This window comes from Streptomyces sp. NPDC044064, from assembly GCF_056434245.1.
Genome location: NZ_JBWKFN010000020.1, coordinates 15,460 through 37,235 on the forward strand (window position 1 = coordinate 15,460; position 21,776 = coordinate 37,235).

Here is a 21,776-nt window from a genome sequence, read left to right on the forward strand (position 1 = left end):
GCTCAGGCAGGATGGAGCGCATGGACGTGGAACTGTTTCCCCGGGAGCGGGCCGAGGTCGCACCGGGCGCCGTGCACGTCCCGCACTGGCTCGACGCCGAGCGGCAGCGCGCGCTGCTGACCGCCTGCCGTGACTGGGCGCGCCCCCCGGCCGGGCTGCGCACGGTCCGCACGCCCGGCGGCGGCACGATGACCGCCCGGCAGGTCTGCCTGGGCCGGCACTGGTACCCGTACGCCTACGCCCGCACGGTCGTCGACGGCGACGGCGCCCCCGTGAAGCCGTTCCCGGCCTGGCTGGACGAGCTGGGCCGCCACGCGGTGGCCGACGCGCTCGGCCCGCAGGCGGTCCCGGCCGAGCCGTACGACATCGCGCTGATCAACTTCTACGACGGCACCGCCCGCATGGGCATGCACCGTGACGCCGACGAGAGGTCCGACGCGCCGGTGGTGTCGCTGAGCCTCGGCGACACCTGCGTCTTCCGCTTCGGCAACACGCAGACCCGTACGAAGCCGTACACCGACGTGGAGCTGCGCAGCGGCGACCTGTTCGTCTTCGGCGGACCCGCCCGGCTCGCCCACCACGGCGTGCCCCGCGTGCACCCCGGCTCGGCGCCGCCGGAACTGGGTCTCGCCGGGCGGCTGAACATCACCCTGCGGGTGAGCGGGCTGTAGATCGCCGCACCGGCCCCCACAGCTGCGGATCATGGGAGACTCACCCCCATGAGCGGCAAGGCGGACCCCCGGACGGCGGGGGAAGGGACCACCTCGAGGGTGCGGCTGGACCGGGGGCGCGGAGCGCTCGGACCCGCGCTGGAGCTCGTGCACACAGGGCGGGCACCGACCCGGGCCGTGCTGACCGCCGAACTCGGTGTCACCCGGGCGACGGCCGGAGCCGTGGCCGCGGAGCTGGAGGCGCTCGGGCTGATCCGGGTCGACGCCCGGCCGGGCGCGGCTGCCGGTGGCCAGGGCCGCCCCTCGCACCGGCTGGAGGTCGCCGAGGACGGCCCGGTCGCACTGGCCGCGCAGGTCCACGCCGACGGGTTCCGGGCCGCGCTGGTCGGCATCGGCGGACGGATCGTGGCGACCGCGCCGGGCTGCGAGACCGTCGACGCCGACCCGGCGAAGGTGCTGGGCTCCGTGGTGGAGGCCGGCGCGGAACTCCTCCGCACGACGGGCCGCCGCTGCGTCGGCGCCGGACTCGCGGTCCCCTCCGCTGTTGCCGAACCCGATGGCCTGGCCCTCAACCCCCTCCACCTGGCCTGGCCGGTGGGCGCACCGGTCCGCCGGATCTTCGACGAGTGCGTCCGCGCCGCGGGCATCACCGGCCCTGCCTTCGCGGGCAACGACGTCAACCTCGCCGCGCTCGCCGAACACCGGCACGGCGCGGGCCGGGGCGCGCGGGACCTGCTGTGCGTGGCCACCGGGCACCGGGGCGTCGGCGGGGCACTGGTCCTCGACGGCCGCCTCCACACGGGCAGTTCGGGCCTGGCCCTGGAGGTCGGTCACCTCACGGTCAATCCGGAGGGCCGCCCCTGCCACTGCGGCGGCCGGGGCTGCCTGGACGTCGAGGCGGACCCGCTGGCCTTCCTGCTGGAGGCGGGCCGCGATCCGGGTCCCGAGGTCTCCCTGCTCCAGCAGGCCAACGACCTGCTCCGCACCCAGTACGCCGACCCGACCGTCCGCATCGCGGCCGAGGCCCTGATCGACCGCCTGGGTCTGGGGCTCGCCGGCCTGGTCAACATCCTCAACCCCGACCGCATCATCCTCGGCGGCCTGCACCGCACCCTGCTCGACGCCGACCCCGAACGGCTGCGCGCGGTCGTCGCCGACCGCAGCCTGTGGGGCCAGAGCGGCGGCGTCCCCATCCTGCCCTGCACCCTGGACCACAACAGCCTGGTCGGCGCGGCGGAGTTGGCCTGGCAGCCGGTGCTGGACGATCCGCTGGGGGCACTGGCCGGGGGCGCCTAGAAGCAAGGGCCGTGACGGCACCGGCCCTCGCCGTCACCCGCGACACCGACGAGCGGTGCAACGCCGTCGAGCGCTCCCTGGGCCGGCTCAGACAGTGGGCGGTGGCCCCGGGTTGGGGCCGTAGGGCGGTGCGCCCCACTGCGGCGGCGGGGCCCACATCGTGGTGAGTCGTCGACGGTGGCGGCTGCGCCGGACGGCGGTGACGACGACGATGGTCACGGAGGTGGCGAACGCGGCGAGGAAGCAGACGACCCCCGCGGCGATGCCGCCGATGGTGGCGCCCACCCGGGGCTTGTCTCCCAGCGCGAACTCGGCCGGCTGGTCCGAGGTGCACGTGACCGTGTACTTGCCGCTGCTCGTGGGATTCACCTCGAAGGCGAGCTCCCAGGTGCGGGACCCGATGGTGACGTGGAAGGTGCTGTCCGGCTGGGTCATCGCCCCGGACTCCATGCCCGGGATCCGGCACTGGACGTGACCCTGCCCGGACTGGGAGACGTAGATCGCCTCGGTCTTCCCGTGGACGAAGTCGAAGCTCCGGGAGTCTCCGCCGGAGAAGCTCCGGGCGGCGTTGACCGAGTCCACCGTGTTCTTCACCGTCACCACGATGAAGGCGACGCCGACACCGGCCAGTACCAGCCCGAGCAGTGCAGCCACCACGTACCAGATGCGCCGCGGGCGCAAGTCCTTTGCCGGGATGTTCGGCGGCGGCTGCGGGCTGCCGTACGGTGCTCCCCAGGGATTCTGTATTGCCACGACAGCGCATCGTACGGGATGTGCCGTGACCCGGGACCGGTGAAACTCGCCCGCGCCGATAACATGTTCGAACTTATGGTGATCGCCCTTGTCGCCTGCTTAACCAGAACCTCACAAAACGGCCAAGTAATTGATATCTAGACAAAACTCCAGAATTGAGTCCGCCGCGTGGCGTCGACCACGGGCGATGCTGTGGGCCGCGGCGGGTGTGGCAGTCCTCGGATTCCTCATCACCCTGGAAATCGCGGCCCGCCACTACGGCCTGCCCGGGCCGATCACCAGCCAGGTGCAAGAGGTGGTGTTCCGCCCCAAGTCGGGGCCGCTGCTGTACGCCAGCATGGCATTGATGATGGTGGTGCTCACCCGGCGGGAGAGGCTCATCGCTGCCGGTGCCGCGATCGGCATCGACGTCGGCTTCCTTCTGGTGCGGTGGGCGATCGGCGACGAGGCGACCGACGGCCACCCCTTCGGCAACGGCGCGTTGTGGGTGATTCTGGGCTGTGCGGTCATCGCCGTCACCCGCCGCACCGGCCGCGAGCGTGCCCTGCTGCTCAAGGGCGTCGGGCTGGCCCTGCTGTTGGTCGCCGGCCGCAAGACCGGCGACACCTGGCTGCTCATCACGTCGAAGACCCGCCCGACGGTGCTCGACCAGTACGTGGCGACGGCCGACCACGCGCTGGGCGACCCGTCGTGGCTCGCGGGCCGGATCGTCAGGGCCATCGGCCCGATCGGCGCCCATGTCCTCGACTTCGTCTACATCCAGCTCGCGGTGGCCGCGGTCGTCGTCACGCTGTACCAGCTGCGCCATGTGGCGGCCGAGCGCCGCTTCCCGCGCCACCATCTGGTGCGCACCTTCCTGGCGATCGGCCTCGTCGGGCCGGCCATCTACATGATCTTCCCGGTGGTCGGGCCGGTCTTCGCCTACGGCCCCGGCGCCTTCGGCACGGGCGGCCTGCACTGGGCGGTGGCCGACCTGTGGCCGGACACGCCGCCGGTCAACGCGCCGCACCCGATGTCGTTCGACCAGCTCACCCCCCGCAACTGCATGCCCAGCCTGCACACGGCGTGGGCCACCGCGATCTTCATCCATTCCCGCAAGGGCCCGCGCATTCTGCGCTTCGCGGGAGCGTTCTGGCTGATCGCCACGCTCAGTGCGACGCTGGGCTTCGGCTACCACTACGGCGCGGATCTCATCGCCGGCGTGGTGTTCACGCTCACGATCGAGGCAGCTCTGCGCGCGCACGACCGTGGCTGGGAGCGGTCCGGAATCCGGCTGGTCGCGCACGGCGCGACGGTCTTCGTCGCGCTCCTGGTGTCGTACCGCTTTCTGCCGACGGAAATGGCCGGCCTTCCGTGGGTGTTCGGACCGCTTCTCGTTCTGGCGATGCTCTCCGTGGTCTACGCCTACGTACGCACCACCAGACTGTGGGAACCGAAAGCCGAAGCGGCGCCGCGACCGGAACCGCAGCCCGAACTGGTGTGAGAAGCGCGGCTCGGAGCCGCCGGGCGACGGCCACCCGCCGGGGCCTCGCCACCGGTTCCCCGCCGCAGTCGGGACAGACCTGGAATCGACATGGTCGGGCCACGCCCGGTCACTTCCAGTCGACCGCGAACGCCTGCCCCGGGTGCTCGCCGAGGATGCGGTGCACCAGCTCCGCGCCCAGCGCCTCCGCCAGCCGCGGCCGCACCCGGCGCAGCAGGTACGGCATCCCGGGCCCGCCGTCCACCGACCGTGCCCCGGCGACCACCGTGTCACCGCCGAGCAGCAGCCGGTCCCCGTACCCGGCCTCGGCGAGGGCCAGGACCGCCTCGGGCATCCGCCAGTCCATGGCGTGATGGGCACGGGAGGGCCCGTCGAAGGCCAGCCAGCAGCCCGACTCGGCGGCCTGCCGCTGCACCACCGGGTCGGGGGAGCGGTTCAGGTGCCCGAGGATCACCCGGTGCCCGGGCACGCCCGACTCGCCGCACAGCAGGTCGAGCACGTCCAGCGCGCCGGTGCCCAGCTCCAGGTGGACGGCGATCGGCGCACCGGTGGCGTGATGGGCCTCGGCCGCCGCGGTCATCGTCCGGCGGGCGTGCGCGTCGAGGCCGTGGAACCCGCCCGCCACCTTGATCAGCCCGGCCCGGACCCCCGAACCGCCGATGCCCTCCGTCAACTCGGTGACGAACAGCTCGGCCAGTGGGCCGTTCAGCCTGCCGAGCGATTCCGGGGCGTAGTGCGCGGCCTGGTGCAGTCCCGTCGCGCAGACCAGGTGCACACCCGTGGCCCGGGACAGCCCCGGCAGGTCCGCGGTCCGCCGGCCCATGCCGTACGGCGTCCACTGCACGACCGCGTCTCCGCCCGCCGCCCGGAACGCCGTCAGCTCGGCCCGTGCGGAGGAGAGATCGTCCAGCTCCTGGCCCGGCAACTGCGGGCTGCGCAGGAAGAGATGGTCGTGCGCGTCGCACACGCCCAGCTCCCCGGGGCGGATGTCGCCGAGGACCGTACGGACGGTACTCGTCACACTCACCACTGCCGCCCGCGCGGCAGGTCGCCCCGCCCGGGCGCCGACAGGTGCAGCACCTCGAACACCTCGCCCTCGGCCCTGGGCGCGTCATGCGCCCAGAGCGAGAAATGGACCACCTCCCATGCGCGCGTGTCCACGGCGGCAGCCGCCAGTACCGCGCCGTCCGCCGCGGCCAGCCGCCCGGTCTCGCCGGCCGCGTCCGCCATGAACGCGGCCAGCTCCACTCCGTCCGGTACCGGCCCGCGCCGCCGCACGGCGAACGCGGCGGGGGAGCCGGAGGCTGAGCCCTCCTCGAAGGCCAGGCCCGTCCACTGCCGTGTCTTTGGCCGCCCGAAGTCGTCGACCGGTCCCTGGAACGCGCCGCCCCAGAGGAAGCGGTTCATGCCCTCCATCGTGTTCCAGAGGTAGAAAGGCCCGTACTGGTTCACCGGTGATCCGTGCACCCCGCGCTCGCGCAGCAGGTACGTCTTGATGCCGAGGCCGTCCCAGTCGTCCAGCCGACGCGCGACACGGGCCACGCGGGAGCGGATGATGCCCATGTCGTAGTCCGCGGGCAGGGTGAACTCGTACTGCATGGCGTGCATGTCGCGGTTCCCTTCTCGGGCGGGGGAGTCGGTCGCCTCGTTCAGGCGGGGTAGTCGCTCACGTGCTCGTGCCACTCGGTCGTCGTGCCGTCCAGCGCGGCCTCCACGACCGCGAGATGGCTCATGAAGGTGCGCGGCGCGGCACCGTGCCAGTGCCACTCGCCGGGCTCGATCCACACCGTGTCGCCCGCCCGGATCTCCTCCATCGATCCGCCCCTGCGCTGCACCAGCCCCTCGCCCTCCAGGACGTGCAGCACCTGGCCGTGCGGATGCCGGTGCCAGGCGGTGTGCGCACCGGGCGCGAAGTGGACGTTGAACATGCGCAGCCGTGAGGGGGCGGCCGGGGCGGCCACCTCGTCCAGCCACACCGAGCCGGTGAAGTTGTCCGACGGACCCCGCAGGCTCTCCGGACGGCGTCTGGTGATGTGCACGGAAATCGCTTCTCCAGTCAGGGGGTTCGGGGTGCGAGCAGGGAGAGCAGGCCGCGGACACCGGCGTCGAACGCGGCGGGGGAGCCGGAGGCGCGGGCGAGCACGTAGCCGCCCTGCACGGTCGCGAGGACGGCCGCGCCGATCTCCTCACCGTCCAGTGAGGGCGCGAACTGCCCCTGCCGCTTGCCCTCTTCGACGATCCCGGCGATCCGCCCGCGGATCCACGCGATCGTCTCGTCCACCGGTGCACGCAGCTCGTCGCTCGCGATCACGTCCGGATCCATGGTCAGCCGGCCGATCGGACAGCCGCGCAGCACGTCACGCTCGCGCAGCAGGTACGCCTCGATGCGCTCGTACGGAGTGCCCGGCCCGTCGAGTACGCCCCCGGCGGTGGCCCGCAGTTCCTCGGCGGTCCGCCGGATCGCCGCCAGGGCCAGGTCCGGCTTGCCCTTGAAGTGGTGGTACATGCTGCCCTGGCCGGCACCGGCGTGCTCCAGGATCGCCTTGGGGCTCGTGCCCACGTAGCCGCGCTCCCACAGCAGCTCGCGGGTGGACTCGATCAGTCGCTCCGAGGTGCTCATGAGAGCACTGTACATACTAGTAGTTACAATTCGCGAGTCCTCATGGAGCAGTCGCGTCCCACCGCCGTACTCCCGCGGAGGTACGTGCACTGCCGCCGGCCGCACGACGACCCGGACCCCCTGCCGGAGGGAGTCTCGTGGCATCACCCCGAGACCCTGCCGACAAGGGAGTTGAACCGACATGCAGACGCTGGCGAACTGGGACGGCGGACCCGGCCCATGGATCCTGTTCTTCCCGCTGATCTGGGCGGTCGTCGTGATCGGCGCCGTCACCTTGCTGCGCCGCACCGTCCGGCGCGGCCGCGGCGGCCCCTGGCGGCCCATGGACGGCGCACGCCCGGCGGGCGACTCACCGCTCGCGGTCCTCGGCCGCCGCTTCGCCTCCGGCGAGATCGACGAGGACGAGTACTGGCGCCGGCTCTCCGTCCTGGAGGAGCAGTTCGGCCGCATCGGCAAGGGCGGTGCGGCATGACCACCACCGCCCTGCGTACGGCGGCCCGCGTGGTGGGCGCGGTGAAGGTGTACGGCAGCGGCGACACCGCGGTACACGCCCTGGACGGCGTGGACGTCGACTTCCCCGCCGGCCGCTTCACCGCGATCATGGGCCCTTCGGGCTCCGGCAAGTCCACCCTGATGCACTGCGCGGCCGGCCTCGACACGCTCACCTCGGGCACCGCCCACATCGGCGACACCGAACTGGGCGCGCTGGACGACCGCCGGCTGACCCTGCTGCGCCGCGACCGGATCGGCTTCGTCTTCCAGGCGTTCAACCTGGTGCCGACGCTGACCGTCGCCGAGAACATCACCCTGCCCCTGGACCTCGCCGGGAAGCGGGGCGACCGGGAGTGGATCGACGCCCTCGTGGACGTCGTCGGGCTGCGCGACCGGCTGCACCACCGGCCGTCCGAGCTGTCCGGCGGACAGCAGCAACGCGTGGCGGTGGCGCGGGCGTTCGCGGCCCGCCCGGACATCGTCTTCGCCGACGAGCCGACCGGCAACCTCGACTCCCGCTCCGGCGGCGAGGTCCTCGCCCTCCTGGGCCGCGCCGTACGGCACATGGACCGCACGGTCGTCATGGTCACCCATGACCCGGTCGCCGCAGCCCACGCCGACGAGGTCCTCTTCCTCGCCGACGGCCGGCTGGCCGACCGGATGGCGTCGCCGACCGCCGACAAGGTCCTGGACCGGATGAAGGCCTTCGAGGTGCGGTCATGAACGCCTCGCTCCGGCTCAGTCTCACCTCGCTGCACGCGCACCGGCGGCGCTTCGCCGGCACGTTCCTCGCGGTGTTCCTCGGTGTCGCCTTCCTGGCCGGCACCCTGGTCATGGGCGACACACTGCGCGCAGGATTCGGCTCCATGTTCGGCGAGGCCACCAGCGGCACGGACGCCGTCGTGCGCGGCGCCGACGCCATCACCACGCCCGGCGAGGCCCAGGGCGTACGGCGGCCCGTCGACATCTCGCTGGTCAGGACCGTCGAGCGGGTCCCCGGGGTGGCGGCCGCCGCACCGAACATCCAGGGCGCCGGTCAACTCGTCGGCGCCGACGGCAAACCCGTCGGAGGCCAGGGCCCGCCGACCCTCGCCGGCAACTGGATCACCGACCCGGAACTCAACCCCTACCAGCTGGCCGAGGGCCGCCTCCCGGCGCGCAGCGGCGAGGTCGTGATCAACCGGGGAGCCGCGAAGAAGGGCGGCCTGAAGATCGGTGACACCACCGTCCTGCGTACCCCGGACCCGGTCAGGGTGACCGTCGTCGGCCTCGCGACCTTCGGCGGCCAGGACGGCATGGCCCAGGTGACCTTCACCGGTATGACCCAGGCCGACGCCGAGAAGTACCTCACCGCGCGGCCCGGCCGGGCGGCGAGCATCCAGGTGCGGGCCGGTCCCGGAGTGAGCGGGCGGGAACTGGTGCGGCGGCTGACTCCCGTACTGCCCGAGGGAGTCGAGGCCATCACCGGCCAGGACTCGGCCCGGGAGAACAACGACATGATCTCCAGCCAGTTCCTGACGATCTTCACGACGTTCCTGCTCGTCTTCTCCGGCGTCGCCCTGCTCGTCGCCACGTTCTCCATCCACAACACCTTCGCGATCGTGGTCGCCCAACGCACCCGTGAGAACGCCCTGCTGCGCGCCCTCGGCGCCTCCCGCCGACAGGTGTCCGCCGCGGCGCTCGCCGAGGCCTCGGTCGTCGCCGTCACGGCCTCCGCCGCCGGGCTCGCGGGCGGGATCGGCATCGCCGCAGGCCTCCAGGCGCTGTTCCCGGCGATCGGATTCCCGTTCCCCGACGGCGACCTGGTGATCAAGGCGCTGTCGATGGTCCTGCCGCTCGCCGTCGGCATCGTGGTCTGCCTGGGCTCCGCGCTGCTGCCCGCACTGCGCGCCGGCCGCACCGCCCCGCTGGCCGCGCTGCGCGAGAGTGCCGTCGGCTCCTCCGGCGCCTCCCGCTTCCGCGCGGTCGCCGGAACGGCCCTCGCCGCCGCGGCGCTCGCGGCTTCCCTGACCGGTGTCCTCGTCTCACCGTCCGTCTGGCCGGCCGGACTCGGCGCGCTGCTGGCCCTGGTCTCCTTCGTGGTCCTGGGGCCCGTGGCCGCCGGCACGGCCGTACGGCTCCTCGGCGCACCCCTGGACCGGGTCCGTGGTGTCACCGGAGCCCTCGCCCGGCGCAACGCCCTGCGCACCCCGAAGCGGACCGCCGCCACCGCGAGCGCCCTGATGATCGGTGTGGCCGTCGTGTCCCTGTTCACCGTGTTCGGCGCCTCGCTGAAGGCCACCATGGACCAGACCGTGTCCCGGTCCTTCGCGGGGGACGTCGCGGTCAGCACGCCCTCGTTCGGCGCGGGCGGCAGCGGGCTCAGCCCCCGGCTCGCCCCGGCCCTGCAACTGCTGCCCGAGGTGGACACCGCCGTGGGACTCGGCCGCGGGGTTGCCGAAGTGGACGGCAAGGGGCGGGCGTTGACCGTCACCGACCCGGTCGCGCTCGCCCGCACCTTCGACCTCGGCACGGTCACCGGATCCCTGCGCGGCCTCGGCACCGACGGCATCGCGCTGACCCGTGCGGAGGCCGACCGCCGAGGCCTGCACACCGGCGACACGGCCCGGCTCACCTTCACCGACGGCAGGACGCGGAACTTCACCGTCCGCGCCGTCTACGGCCATTCCGAACTCGTCGGCGACTACGTCATCACCCGCGCCGCCTGGGCACCGCACCGCACCCAGGACGCCGACACGCTGATCGCCGTGGCCTTCCGGCACGGCGTGAGCGCCGACACGGGCAAGGCGGCCGTGCAGAGGGTGGCCGCCCGGTACGGCAACCCCGAGGTGCAGACCCGGGACGAGTACGCACAGTCGTCCGCCCGCGGCATCGACATGATGCTCACGCTCGTCTACGCCCTGCTCGCCCTCGCGGTGCTCATCGCGCTGCTGGGCATCGCCAACACACTGACCCTCGCGCTCCACGAGCGCACCCGGGAACTGGGCCTGCTGCGGGCCGTCGGCCAGACCCGGGCCCAGTTGCGGGCCATGGTCCGCTGGGAGTCGGTCCTGGTCGCCGCCTTCGGCACGGCCGGCGGACTCGCCCTCGGCAGCTTCCTGGGCTGGGTCCTGGTCAAGGCCTCCGACGGCGCGAGCGACACCGCGTTCGCCTTCGCCCTGCCACCCGCCCGGCTCGCCGTGGTCGTCCTGGTCGGCCTGGCGGCAGGCGCTCTCGCGGGCCTGCGCCCGGCCCGCCGAGCCGCCCGCCTGGACGTACTGCGGGCGATCGCCACCGAGTGAGACGCCGTGCGGCGCCTCCCCGCGGAGCTGCGGAGCAAGCCACCGCGGCGGGTGACCGACTCGCCGCCCGGTCAGCCGGGAACGGCCGTCCGGGCGGGAGCGGGTGCCGCGGCCGAGGCGTGGGCCACCACGGGGGTCGGAGCGGCGCCGACCGGGGCCGGTGCCGGCTGCACCTCGGTGAGCCGCGGTACCGGCTGCGGCTCGGCCACGGGGCGGGGCGAGCGGGCCGGCTGCCGCTGGGCCGTGGACGGCGCGGGCAGCGTGAACCACACGACCTTGCCGTCGTCGCCGTCCGGACGTGCCCCCCAGCTCTCGCTCATCGCGGCCACCATCGCAAGGCCCCGCCCGCAGGTGGCCAGGGGAGCGACGTCCGTCGCGTCGGCCACCACCGGGAGGCGTGGATCGTGGTCGCGCACCGAGACCGTGAGCCGGTCGACCAGGAGTTCCAGCTCGACGATGCACGACTTGTCGGGCCGGGCATGCCGGTGGACGTTGCTGAGCAACTCGGTCACACCGAGCGCGGCCCGGTCTATCAACGGGTCCAAATGCCAGTAGCGCAACTGTGCAGATACGATTCTGCGGACCTGGCCGATCCGCGACGGCAGGGCTTGGAGCTCCACCGTGCAGTGCCTGCTTGGATGACTGATCACGGCTGCGACTCCCCGATGTGAGGTCCGGAGGAACCGGAGGAACACGGAGAACAACGGATCCAGCAGGGTGCTTGCGTCCAAACGTCCGCCTGCTGTCGTGGCCGGCGGGCTGGTTCGCAGCGTTATCGCCGGTAAACCCAGAGTGACGTGAGATCAGCGTGACGCAGCGAGTGCGGTCCCGCAACTCGCAGCGACCGGGCGCAGGTCAGGGGCAGGTCGGACCGGGCTCAGGTGCCGCGTCCGGCCGCCCGGCGCACCGCCTCGATGAACCGTCGAGCCGCCGGTGGCCCCGGTTCGCCCGGTGCGGGGTCCTGCTCGCCCAGCGTCAGCAGGTACCGGTTGCCGTTGAGGTCCGCCATTGCCCGGTCCTCCGGCGCGAACCACGGCTTGGAGGCGCGCACCGCCTGCACGGGTGCGCTGTCGATCTCGCTGCCGTAGCTGTTGAGCAACTCCACCCTGCCGTCGCTGATCCGGACCTTTCCGGCCCGGGTGAGCGAACGCATCCGCTTGCCTATCCGCACGCCCGTGGCCGTGAACTCCGGCTCCGCCATCCTCCGCCGCCCCCTTGCGCGTCGCTCGCCGGACCCCGGCCCGCGTGGGTCCGGATCCGGCCCGTGTCCGGCTCGTACCGCCCGAGGCCGTACCGGGTCTGCCGATCCGGTGTCCGCCCCTGTTCGGGACGATCGTCCCGTCCGGTGCAGTCTGCCCCGATGCGGCCTGGAGCACCAGTACGCGGGTGGCGTGTGCGACGGGTGTCGGAGCACTCGCGCCAATGCGCCCCCGAACGGCGCGCACAGGTGTGCCCCAGCCTGTCTTTGGGTGGCTCAAAGATGCGTTTATGCAGGTGGGAAGCGGTGTGGAAGGTGCCTATGATCGAGGTGCCGGCCGCGCGAAGCGCTGTCGGTGCCCAGCCTAAGGAGCCCCGCCGTGAGCACCACCCCACAGACCCGGACCGGCGCCACCCTCGACGTCGACCGCAGCGACGCCGCCTACCGCGACTGGCTCAAAGAAGCCGTCCGCAAGGTCCAGGCCGACAATCAGCGCTCGGCCGACACACATCTCCTCAAGTTCCCGCTCCCCGAGCACTGGGGCATCGACCTGTACCTCAAGGACGAGTCGACGCACCCCACCGGCAGCCTCAAGCACCGGCTGGCCCGTTCGCTGTTCCTCTACGGGCTGTGCAATGGCTGGATCCGCCCCGGCCGCCCGGTGATCGAGGCGTCCAGCGGCTCGACGGCCGTCTCCGAGGCCTACTTCGCCAAGCTGATCGGCGTGCCCTTCATCGCGGTCATGCCGCGCACGACCAGCGCCGAGAAGTGCCGTCTGATCGAGTTCCACGGCGGACAGTGCCACTTCGTCGACGACTCCCGGAAGATGTACGAGGAGTCCGCCCGCCTCGCGGTGGAGACCGGCGGCCACTACATGGACCAGTTCACCTACGCCGAGCGGGCGACCGACTGGCGCGGCAACAACAACATCGCCGAATCCATCTTCCGCCAGCTGGAGTTGGAGCGGTTCCCGGAGCCGGCCTGGATCGTGGCCACGGCCGGCACCGGCGGCACCTCGGCGACCCTCGCGCGCTACGTCCACTACATGCAGTACGACACCCGTATCTGCGTCGCGGACCCGGACAACTCCTGTTTCTTCGAGGGCTGGACCACCGGTGACCCGGACGTCACCTGCGACTGCGGCTCCCGGATCGAGGGCATCGGCCGGCCGCGCATGGAGCCGAGCTTCGTGCCCGGCGCCGTCGACCGGATGATGAAGGTCCCGGACGCGGCCAGCGTGGCCGCCGTCCGCGCCCTGGAACGGGCCATCGGCCGCAAGGCGGGCGGTTCGACGGGCACGGGCCTGTGGAGCGCCCTGAAGATCGTCTCCGAGATGGTGGCCGAGGGCCGCACGGGCAGTGTGGTCACCCTGCTGTGCGACCCGGGGGACCGCTACCTCGACAAGTACTACTCGGACACCTGGCTCGAGGAGCAGGGCCTGGACATCGCCCCGTACGCGGAGGTGATCGAGTCCCTGCTGGCGACGGGTGTCTGGCCGGACTGAGCCGGTCTCCGGGGCAGGCGCGCTACGGCTCGTTCGTGCCGAGGGCCGTGCGCAGCACCGCGATCGCCTGGGCCACGGCCGCGCGGGTGGCGTGCGTGCTGCTGAGCGGGTTCAGCATCATGAAGTCGTGCGTGATCCCGGCGTAGCGGACCGTCGTGACCGGCACGCCCGCGGCCCGGAGCCTGGCCGCGTAGGCCTCGCCCTCGTCGCGCAGTACGTCGGCCTCGTCGACGACCACGTACGCGGGCGGCAGCCCGGCCAGCTGCTCCAGGCTCGCCCGCAGCGGCGAGACCGTGATCGCCGAACGCTGGGACGGCTCCGGCAGGTAGGCGTCCCAGAACCACTCCATCGCCTTGGCGGTGAGGAAGTAACCCTGGGCGAACTGCCGGTAGGAGGGCGTGTCCATCCCGGCGTCGGTGACGGGGTAGTAGAGCGACTGGTGGACGAAGGAGAAGTCGCGGCGCTCCTTGGCCAGCAGGGCCAGAGCCGCGGTCAGGTTCCCGCCGACCGAGTCGCCCGCCACCGCCAGCCGGGAGGCGTCGAGCCCGCGCGGGGCGCCGTGGTGGACGATCCACTGGGCGGTCGCGTATCCCTGTTCCAGGGCCACGGGGTACTGCGCCTCGGGAGAACGCGTGTACTCGACGAAGACGACGGCTGCCCGGGCCCCGACCGCGAGTTCGCGCACCAGCCGGTCATGGGTGTCCGCGTTGCCGAGGATCCACCCGCCCCCGTGCATGTAAAGCACCACCGGCAGCGGCTCCGCCACGCCCGGCGGCCGTACGATGCGCGCCCGTACGCCGTCGACGTCGAAGGGCACGGTGACCCACTCCTCGTCGACGGGGAGCTTCTCGATCGGTTGCGCCTGGATGTCGTCCAGGACCTTACGGGCCTTCTCCACGCCGATCTCGTACAGGAACGGCGGCCGGGAGGTGGCGTCGGCCAGTTCCCGGGAGGCGGGCTCCAGAACGACGTCGCCGATGGCGGGCTGGGCAGTCATGGCGGAATCCCTCGCGTTTGTCCGGATTGCGCGGCCCTCTCCAGCATGGGTGCGGCGCGCGGCGGCCGCATCCGTGGACTGCCGGACCGGGGCGCGGCGAACCGCTCACCCTGTGTGCCGATCACGGGAAGCGGGGGAGGTCAGGGGTGCGGGTCACCCGCCCGGCCGGTCCAGCCGCCGGTCCAGTGCCGTGACGGCGTCCCGGAACGCGCGGCCCACGCCCGGGCGGGCGAGGCGGCACACGAGGCGGAACGCGGCCGTACCGTCCAGCGCGAAGGTCATCCGGACCCGGGTCCCGGTGCCGGCCGGGGTGAGCCGCCACTCCTCGATCCAGGCGCGGGCACCCGGGGTGTTGGTCACGTCGACGCGGTAGGCGTACACCTCGGGCGCCCTCGCCGCCAGCACCGTCTCCTCGAAGCGGATACCGCCGCGGAGTCGCACCTGGCGCCCGCCCTCGGTCGGCCGGGCCGAGGACACCGCCGAGAACCACTCCGGCCAGCCGGGCACGTCCTCGGCGAGCGCGTGGAAGACCGCGTCGGGAGCGGCCGCGACGTCCCGGGTGAACACCAGCCGCACGGGGGCGGTCTCTGCGAAGTCGAACTCCACCGGGCGCAGACGGTGAGCCATGGTGACGAACCCCCTCGTGAAGTCCTTCGGCAGGGCGGGGTGTTGCACCGGGCAGCCTAGCTGACGCCCTGTCAGATGTCCTCGGCCTCTTCGGGCTCGCCCGCCACCACCAGCCGCCTCAGGTGCTCGGAGATCTCCGCCCGCGCGTCGGTGGGCAGGCCCGCGTCCGTGACCAGCGTGTCCACCTGCTCCAGCGCGGCGAACGAACTCAGGCCCACCGTGCCCCACTTGGTGTGGTCGGCCACCACCACGACCCGGCGCGCCGACTGCACCAGCCGGCGGTTGGTCTCGGCCTCGGCGAGGTTGGGCGTGGACAGTCCCGCCTCGACCGATATCCCGTGCACCCCGAGGAAGAGCAGGTCGAAGTGGAGGGCGGCGATCGCCTGGTCGGCCACCGGGCCCACCAGTGAGTCGGACGGGGTGCGCACCCCGCCGGTCAGCACCACCGTGGCCGCGCCCTGCCGCTGTCCCGAGGTGCGCTGCGCCGCGTGGAAGACGTCCGCGACCCGCACCGAGTTCGTGACCACGGTCAGATCGGGCACCTCCAGCAGATGCTGCGCGAGCGCGTAGGTCGTCGTACCGCCGGACAGGGCGATCGCCGTACCCGGGGTGACCAGCCGGGCGGCGGCCCGCGCGATGTCCTCCTTGGCCGACAGCTCAAGGCCCGACTTGGCCTCGAAGCCCGGCTCATGAGTGCTCGCCTCCACCACCGGGACCGCGCCGCCGTGCACCTTCTCCAGCACGCCCTGGCGGGCCAGCGCGTCGAGATCGCGGCGCACGGTCATGTCCGACACGCCGAGCTTGCGGGTCAGTTCGTTGACCCGCACACCGCCCCGGCGCCGGACCTCGTCCACGATCAGGGCGCGGCGCTGCTCCGCGAGGAGGTTCTGATTCTCACTCACGTACGCTCCGGTCCTTTCGCCGCAATCCGTCCGACACACCCGCCGCACCTGCTCCGACCTGGATGTTCCATCCGTCTTCGGTGCGCGGCGGTCCCATCTTTTCACGGGAGGCCGCCGGTTGCGCCACTACCTGTTACGACGCGCTCATGTCATTCGGGTCCAACCGGGCCCCGCGTCTCCCGCCCGTGGTCACACGGATCGGGGAGATTTCGTGGCGAGAGGTGTACGACGCCCCCGAAACGGAGATCCTGATGCGCGCACGGACACATGCCGTCAGGCGCGTCACGGGGGAAGTGCGAGAACAGTGGAACGTGCGAAAGAACGCATTGCCGCGCGGGAGACGGACCGTCCCACCGCGCAGGTCACGGAGGCGGAGCCCGAGCTGGAACTCCTGGTGCACGGAGTCGGCGGCATCACCCCGGAGAAGATGCTCGGCGACCCGCGCACCGTCCGGATCACCGGCGACGACACCGCCGCGGTCTTCCGGCGCGCCGATCACACCGCGGACGCCCCGGCCGGGGGAGGGCCGGACCGTGAGCCGGTGCAGGAGGCGTACGTCTGGTGCAATCTGACCTCCGGCGACGGCTGCCGCGCCCTATGGCTCCTGTTACTGCCGTTCATGGTGGTCAACCTTGCCCACTGGATGCGCCCCGCCGCCTCCGGCCGCGGACGCACCGTCCGGTTCTACGGCCTCCTGGTGCGCCTGGCCGCCCTCACCCTCACGGTGCTGCTGGTGGCCGCCGCCTGCGAGGTCGCCCTCGACCTGGTGGCCTGGCAGTGCGCGGGCGTCGCCGCCTGCGCCCGGCGCCACTCCTGGCTGGGTTTCCTCTCGCCTGCCGTCTCCGACGACGGCTGGTGGAGCCTGCCCGGCCGCCGGCTCGCCCTGGCCGCCTCGGTCCCGGCCGCGCTCACGGCCCTGCTCTGGTACCTCTCGCACCGCACCTGGAGCGCCTACGAGTCCCACCGTCCGATGTCCCGCGCCCCCGAGCCGGAGACCGGCGGCAGCGCCCTGGCCCGGCCCGGCTTCTGGTACGGCCGGCGCCTGGTGGCCCGGCTGCGCGCGGCCCACACCGCGGCCGGCCTGCTCACCGTCGCCGCCGCCCTCCTCACACCCGCGGCCCGCTTCGACCACCACTCCGGCGGCCCCGCGGCCCTGGACGCCCTCAGCTGGATCCTCGCCGCGACCCTGCTCGGATGCGCGGCCGCCGTGGTGGGCGTGGTCTGCCGCCGGGGCCGCAGCGAGAACCGCCTCGACCAGCAGCTCGACCGTCACCTCGTACGCCGCCTGCCGCTCGGCGCCCTCGGCCTGCTGCTGCTCACCGTGCTGTACACCGGCTGGTCCCGCCCCGGCTGGCAATCGGCCGGGCGGCTGCCCGGGGACCGGGCCTTCGACGCCCTCATGCCGGCCCAGGGCCTGCTCGTCGTCGCCCTCGCGGTCGTCGCCCACGACCTGTACCGCCGCCGCCCCGACGCGCGCGCCGGGATGCGCGGCCTCGGCGGCCCGGCGGTCGTGCTGCTCGCCTGCGCACTGGGCGGTGTGATGTCGGGCGGCGTCGCGCAACGGGTCGCCGACTGGCTGGACGGCACCCGGGCCCTGCTCGACGGGCCCCCGGTGCTGCTGACCTGGCAGGCGTCCGCGATCCCGCCGATCCTCGCGGTGCTGCTCGCCGTCGCCGCCCACCTTGCCCTGCGCACCGCACGGCTCGCCCGCGCCGAACGCGACCGCGTACGCGACGAGCACCCCGGCGAGCCCGAGGACCCGTCCCGCACCCGCGCCATCGCCCAGGCCCGCGCCATGGCCACCCTCACCGACCGGGCACCGCTGGTCGTCGCCGTACTCGCCGCCACCACCCTGCTCATCGGCGCCGCGGCGCTGGCCGGCGCCCTGGCCACCGGAGAGCCCCCCGAGGGCGCGGCACGGCGGACCTACGACGTCGTCCAGGCCGTGGCCGAGACCTCGCAGACGCTCGGCTCCTGGCTCGTCGGAGTGGGCTTCGTCCTGTTCGTCACCTGGGCCCGGCGCGCCTACCGGGACGCCTCCGCCCGCCGCACCATCGGCATCCTGTGGGACGTCGGCACCTTCTGGCCGCGCGCCGCCCACCCCTTCGCCCCACCCTGCTACGCCGAGCGCGCGGTGCCGGACCTGACCTGGCGGATGGCGACCTGGACCCGGCACACCGGTGGCCGGCTGGTCCTCTCCGGCCACTCCCAGGGCAGTGTCCTGGCGGCAGCCGCGGCCTGGCAGCTGACCCCGTCCGCGCGCAAGCGGGTGGCCCTGCTGACCTACGGCTCCCCGCTGGAGCGCCTGTACGGCCGCTGGTTCCCGGCCCACTTCGGCCCCAGGGCCCTGGCCGCCCTGCACGGCGACGTCGCCTGCTGGCGCAATCTCCACCGCCGTACCGACCCCATCGGCGGCCCGGTCCGCCTCCCCGGCGACTGCGGCCCGGAGGTCGACCACCAGCCCCTGAAGGACCCGCTCGCCTACGGCCGGACTTCCCGGCAACCGCTGCCGGCCCCGATCCTCGGCCACTCCGACTACCAGGCGGACCCGGCCTTCGCGCGGGAGAGGGCCCGGCTGCTGGCCCGGCTGCACCCGGACCTGCCGGGGCAGCGCCCGGTGCCTGAGGCTCCGGAGTGAGCCCTCAGGGCAGCTCCGGCAGGTCCTCGCCGTAGAGCAGGGTCAGGTCGTCGGTGCTGGGGTCCTCCAGCTGCGCGACACGGCTCGCGTGCCGTTCCACCATCGCCTCGAAGGTCTGGCGCGCGGTCCGGCCGTTGCCGAAGGCGGGGCCCTTCGGGATCGCCGTGAAGTACTTCAGCAGGGCCTCCGAAGCGCCCGGCGCCAGCCGGTACTCGTGCTCGTCGGCCTGCTGCTCCACGATCCTGAGCAGCTCGTCGGGGCCGTAGTCGCTGAAGGTGATGGTCCGGGAGAAGCGGGAGGCGACACCGGGGTTGACGGAAAGGAAGCGCTCCATCTCGGCCGTGTAGCCGGCGACGATCACCACCACCGCGTCCCGGTGGTCCTCCATCAGCTTCACCAGCGTGTCGATGGCCTCCTTGCCGAAGTCCCGTCCGGCGTCCTCCGGGGACAGTGCGTAGGCCTCGTCGATGAACAGCACACCGCCGCGCGCCCGTTCGAAGGCCTCCTGGGTGCGGATCGCGGTGGAGCCGATGTGCTCGCCGACCAGGTCGACCCGGGACACCTCGACCAGATGGCCCTTCTCCAGCACCCCGAGGGAGGCGAGGATCTCGCCGTACAGCCGGGCGACCGTCGTCTTGCCGGTGCCGGGGGAGCCGGTGAAGACCAGGTGCCGCTTGACCGAGGCCGCCTTCAGCCCCGCCTGCTGCCGGCGCCGGCCCACCTCGATCATGTCGGTCAGCGCCCGCACCTCGCGCTTGACGCTCTCCAGGCCCACCAGCGCGTCCAGTTCACCGAGCACGGCCTTCGACGTCCGGGCCGACTTCTCCGGCTCGGCCGCGGCGACGAGCGGCTCCTGCTCCGTGGCGCGCTGCCCGGGGATCGCGCCGAGCAGCCCGGGCGAGGGAGAGGAGGTCTGTACGACGGTCTCGCGGGCCGCCGGCGGCCTGAGGCTGCCGCTCTCGTCGCTGGTGCAGTCCTCCACGACCGGGCCCGTCCCGGCCCCCGCGTCCGGCCCCGCGTCGGCGAACTCGTAACCACCGCGCGAACACCGCTCCGTACGGCACTTCCGAAGTGTCGTACGGCAGCCGTCGATCACGTGGAAGCCGTAGCCGCCGCTGCCGCTGACCCGGCAGTTCAGGAAGCTGCCCCGGCCGCCGGCGGACACGTAGAAACCGGCCTCGGCAGGCGAGTCGACCGTGCACCGCTCGATCGTCGGGTCGGCGCCCTTGGTGACGATCACACCGGTCTGGGTGCCGTCCAGGGTGCAGTTGTTGAGCGTTCCGCCGCTGCCGTGGTCGCGGAACCAGGCGCCGGTGGCCGCTTCCCGGATCCGGCAGTCGTCGAGCTGTGCGGTCGCGCCGTCGCTCACCGACACGGCCGTGTTGCGGACCTGGGACAGGTCGCTGTCCACGACGTCCGCACGCGAGCCGCGGTCCAGTACGAACAGCGCGTCCGGCACGTCGTGCACCCGGCAGGACTCGAGCACCGCGGTGGCGCCGTCGCTCACCCACACCGCCGGATAGTCGCCGGTGCTGTCGAAGATCTCGCACTGGTTGGCGTCCACCCGGGTGCCCGGGTCCCACACCGACAGGCCGTTGCGCCCGAACTGACGCACCGTTGTCCGGGTCAGCGTGAGCACCGAACGGGAGCGCAGATCGACCGCGTTCTCCGGGATGTCGTGGATCCGGCAGTCCGCGAGCGTGAGCACCGCGTCCGTGTCGAGCGTGACACCGTCGGCCGTGGTGCGGTGCACGTCGCAGTCGGTCAGGTGCGCCGTGGCCCGCTGGGTGACCTGCACCCCGGAGCCCCGGACCTCGTACACCTCGCAGCCGACGGCCTCCAGGGCGGAGTTCTCCCCGGTCGCGCTCAGGCCGGTGCCGGAGGCGTGGTGCACCCGGCACCGCTCCAGGCGGGGATGGCCGCCGCCACGGACCGCCACGCCCGCCTGCCCGGCCGCGACCACCTCGCACTCCTCGAACACCCCACCGCCGCCGTCGAGAACGGCGATGCCGATACCCGCAGGGTTGTCGACGGTGCAGCGCCGCACGGTCGGACGCGCCCCGCCCCGCACCTCGATGCCCGCGGCTGACCGCGTGACGATCCGCAGGTCCATCAGCTCGGGCGTGCCCTCCTCGACCAACAGGGCGGGCGCTGCCGAGTCCTGACCCTCCACGTGCAGGTCCTGCACCACCGCGGAGGCCCGCACGGTCAGCGGCACCCCGTCCACGGGCGCGATCCGCACCGAACCCGGCGAACCCTCCGGCCCGCGCAGGGTCACCGACCGCTGGACGACGAGGTTCTCCCGGTAGGTGCCGGGCGCGATGGTGAGGACGTCGCCGTCGGCGGCGGCCTCCAGGGCGGCGGCGAGCGAAGCGTACTCACCCGTGCGGCGCCGCCACCGCGATGTACCGGTGTGCGTCACCTGGACCGTGCCCTGTGCCATGGCGTTGCTGTGCCCCCACCTCGTAGTACGCGGGTTTGATGCCGAAAGCGAGTCGGCCGGTCCACCGTAGCGTGCGCGCGGGTGGTGGGTTGACCAGAGCCGGAAAGGCCGTCAGCTGCCGGTGCCCGCCTTGCCCCAGTCCGGGCCCGCCCGGTCCCAGGCCTGGTCCCAACGCGCATACCGGCGGCGGACCATGCGCCAGACGATCAGCCGCCGGCCGCTCTCGACCAGGCCCACGGCCAGCAGAGCCGCGCCGAATCCGGCGAGCACCGCGTGCGTCGTCGCCGTGGGGGAGTCCAGCGGGCGGGTCGTTATTCGGCCGTGCGGATCCGTCCAGAGCCTGAAGTGGTCACCCGCGTGCGGTGACTTGAGGTTCGCCAGCGCCGGTCCGTGCTGCCGGGTGCCGTCCGGTGCCGTCCAGTCGGCGAGGACACGGCTGCGGGCGTCGTGTGCGGTTCCGGTGTCGGGGTCGGTCTCCATCGGGGCGCTGCCCAGCCCGCGCACCACGGTGGCCGTGACGAGGTGACGGTCGTGCTGCTGCTCCCGCACGGAGTGCTGCAGGGAGTCCTGCGCCGCCACGCCGACCAGGGCGCCGATCAGGGGCGCGGCCACCGCGACCAGCACCAGGGCCGCGACGGCCACCCAGGCCTCGGCCAGGTCGGTCGCGCGGCGCAGCGGATTGTGCCTCCAGCGCCACAGGCCGCGGATTGCTCGCACGTCCCCCCCCACCCCCTTCCGCTCCGTGACACCCCCCACGGAGCCGCTCACCCCCGGCCCGGACCCGGAGGGAGCGACATCACTCCCGGCCCGGGGCCTCTCATGCAATTCTCACGTCGTCTCAACGACCGGGCCCCGCCCCTGGGTTCCCCGC

The 21,776-nt window shown here is 73.0% G+C and carries 20 protein-coding genes; 8 read left to right on the top strand and 12 right to left on the bottom strand.

Going from position 1 to position 21,776, the window contains the following annotated elements; translation table 11 throughout:
• Positions 1–20 precede the first annotated feature (20 nt).
• Positions 21–671 (top strand): alpha-ketoglutarate-dependent dioxygenase AlkB family protein, encoded by a 651-nt coding sequence (locus AC07DS_RS29260; protein ID WP_479150050.1) that lies wholly within the window; start codon positions 21–23, stop codon positions 669–671.
• A gap of 48 nt (positions 672–719) precedes the next feature.
• The gene (locus AC07DS_RS29265; RefSeq protein WP_479150051.1) at positions 720–1,967 is read left to right on the top strand and encodes an ROK family protein; all 1,248 of its coding nucleotides are present in this window, start codon (positions 720–722) and stop codon (positions 1,965–1,967) included.
• An 87-nt stretch (positions 1,968–2,054) separates the two neighbouring features.
• On the opposite strand, the gene AC07DS_RS29270 is transcribed toward AC07DS_RS29265, so the two are convergent.
• Positions 2,055–2,720, bottom strand: coding sequence for a serine/arginine repetitive matrix protein 2 (locus tag AC07DS_RS29270; protein ID WP_479150053.1), 666 nt, complete (start codon positions 2,718–2,720; stop codon positions 2,055–2,057).
• Positions 2,721–2,907: 187 nt separating this feature from the next.
• Between AC07DS_RS29270 and AC07DS_RS29275 the strand changes: the two genes are divergently transcribed.
• Positions 2,908–4,203: a phosphatase PAP2 family protein gene (locus AC07DS_RS29275; protein WP_479150054.1), complete on the top strand. Its 1,296-nt coding sequence runs from the start codon at positions 2,908–2,910 to the stop codon at positions 4,201–4,203.
• Positions 4,204–4,312: 109 nt separating this feature from the next.
• Here the strand turns inward: AC07DS_RS29275 and AC07DS_RS29280 are convergent, their stop codons facing one another.
• The 4 genes from AC07DS_RS29280 to AC07DS_RS29295 are packed head-to-tail and all read right to left on the bottom strand — an operon-like array spanning position 4,313 to position 6,823.
• Complete coding sequence (locus tag AC07DS_RS29280; protein ID WP_479150056.1) at positions 4,313–5,224, bottom strand: phosphotriesterase family protein; 912 nt, start codon at positions 5,222–5,224, stop codon at positions 4,313–4,315.
• 2 nt (positions 5,225–5,226) lie between these two features.
• On the bottom strand, positions 5,227–5,811 hold the full coding sequence (locus AC07DS_RS29285; RefSeq protein ID WP_479150058.1) for a DUF4865 family protein: 585 nt from the start codon (positions 5,809–5,811) through the stop codon (positions 5,227–5,229).
• Positions 5,812–5,852: 41 nt separating this feature from the next.
• Positions 5,853–6,242, bottom strand: a complete 390-nt coding sequence (locus AC07DS_RS29290; protein WP_479150060.1) for a (R)-mandelonitrile lyase — start codon at positions 6,240–6,242, stop codon at positions 5,853–5,855.
• Between the two features lie 17 nt (positions 6,243–6,259).
• Positions 6,260–6,823, bottom strand: coding sequence for a TetR/AcrR family transcriptional regulator (locus tag AC07DS_RS29295; RefSeq protein WP_479150061.1), 564 nt, complete (start codon positions 6,821–6,823; stop codon positions 6,260–6,262).
• A 181-nt stretch (positions 6,824–7,004) separates the two neighbouring features.
• Here AC07DS_RS29295 and AC07DS_RS29300 point away from each other — a divergent pair, with 181 nt between their 5' ends.
• From AC07DS_RS29300 to AC07DS_RS29310, 3 genes are read left to right on the top strand one after another with little or no spacing between them, the layout of a single operon-like run.
• Entirely contained in the window at positions 7,005–7,295 is a 291-nt protein-coding gene (locus tag AC07DS_RS29300) for an SHOCT domain-containing protein (protein WP_336113033.1), read from the top strand.
• A complete protein-coding gene (locus AC07DS_RS29305; RefSeq protein ID WP_479150062.1) occupies positions 7,292–8,038 on the top strand; it encodes an ABC transporter ATP-binding protein in 747 nt (248 codons plus the stop codon). The genes AC07DS_RS29300 and AC07DS_RS29305 overlap by 4 nt, the downstream gene beginning before the upstream one ends.
• Entirely contained in the window at positions 8,035–10,596 is a 2,562-nt protein-coding gene (locus tag AC07DS_RS29310; protein WP_479150064.1) for an ABC transporter permease, read from the top strand. Before AC07DS_RS29305 ends, AC07DS_RS29310 begins: the two co-directional genes overlap by 4 nt.
• Before the next feature lie 71 nt (positions 10,597–10,667).
• Here AC07DS_RS29310 and AC07DS_RS29315 read toward each other — a convergent pair whose 3' ends face one another.
• The gene (locus AC07DS_RS29315) at positions 10,668–11,246 is read right to left on the bottom strand and encodes an ATP-binding protein (RefSeq protein ID WP_479150065.1); all 579 of its coding nucleotides are present in this window, start codon (positions 11,244–11,246) and stop codon (positions 10,668–10,670) included.
• Between the two features lie 227 nt (positions 11,247–11,473).
• A complete protein-coding gene (locus AC07DS_RS29320; RefSeq protein ID WP_479150066.1) occupies positions 11,474–11,797 on the bottom strand; it encodes a hypothetical protein in 324 nt (107 codons plus the stop codon).
• Positions 11,798–12,173: 376 nt separating this feature from the next.
• Here AC07DS_RS29320 and AC07DS_RS29325 point away from each other — a divergent pair, with 376 nt between their 5' ends.
• Positions 12,174–13,298 (top strand): PLP-dependent cysteine synthase family protein, encoded by a 1,125-nt coding sequence (locus AC07DS_RS29325; protein WP_479150068.1) that lies wholly within the window; start codon positions 12,174–12,176, stop codon positions 13,296–13,298.
• A 22-nt stretch (positions 13,299–13,320) separates the two neighbouring features.
• On the opposite strand, the gene AC07DS_RS29330 is transcribed toward AC07DS_RS29325, so the two are convergent.
• The 3 genes from AC07DS_RS29330 to AC07DS_RS29340 all read right to left on the bottom strand — a co-directional run bounded on the left by AC07DS_RS29330 (position 13,321) and on the right by AC07DS_RS29340 (position 15,824).
• A complete protein-coding gene (locus tag AC07DS_RS29330; protein ID WP_479150070.1) occupies positions 13,321–14,295 on the bottom strand; it encodes an alpha/beta hydrolase in 975 nt (324 codons plus the stop codon).
• Positions 14,296–14,448: 153 nt separating this feature from the next.
• Positions 14,449–14,922 carry an SRPBCC family protein gene (locus AC07DS_RS29335; RefSeq protein ID WP_479150072.1) on the bottom strand — a complete coding sequence of 158 codons (474 nt, stop codon included), beginning with the start codon at positions 14,920–14,922 and terminating at the stop codon, positions 14,449–14,451.
• A gap of 71 nt (positions 14,923–14,993) precedes the next feature.
• Positions 14,994–15,824, bottom strand: coding sequence for a DeoR/GlpR family DNA-binding transcription regulator (locus tag AC07DS_RS29340; protein WP_479150073.1), 831 nt, complete (start codon positions 15,822–15,824; stop codon positions 14,994–14,996).
• A 304-nt stretch (positions 15,825–16,128) separates the two neighbouring features.
• Here AC07DS_RS29340 and AC07DS_RS29345 point away from each other — a divergent pair, with 304 nt between their 5' ends.
• Positions 16,129–18,462: a hypothetical protein gene (locus AC07DS_RS29345; protein WP_479150075.1), complete on the top strand. Its 2,334-nt coding sequence runs from the start codon at positions 16,129–16,131 to the stop codon at positions 18,460–18,462.
• A 4-nt stretch (positions 18,463–18,466) separates the two neighbouring features.
• On the opposite strand, the gene AC07DS_RS29350 is transcribed toward AC07DS_RS29345, so the two are convergent.
• Positions 18,467–20,905, bottom strand: coding sequence for a right-handed parallel beta-helix repeat-containing protein (locus tag AC07DS_RS29350; protein ID WP_479150077.1), 2,439 nt, complete (start codon positions 20,903–20,905; stop codon positions 18,467–18,469).
• 111 nt (positions 20,906–21,016) lie between these two features.
• Positions 21,017–21,622: an Rv1733c family protein gene (locus AC07DS_RS29355; protein ID WP_479150078.1), complete on the bottom strand. Its 606-nt coding sequence runs from the start codon at positions 21,620–21,622 to the stop codon at positions 21,017–21,019.
• Positions 21,623–21,776: the final 154 nt, after the last annotated feature.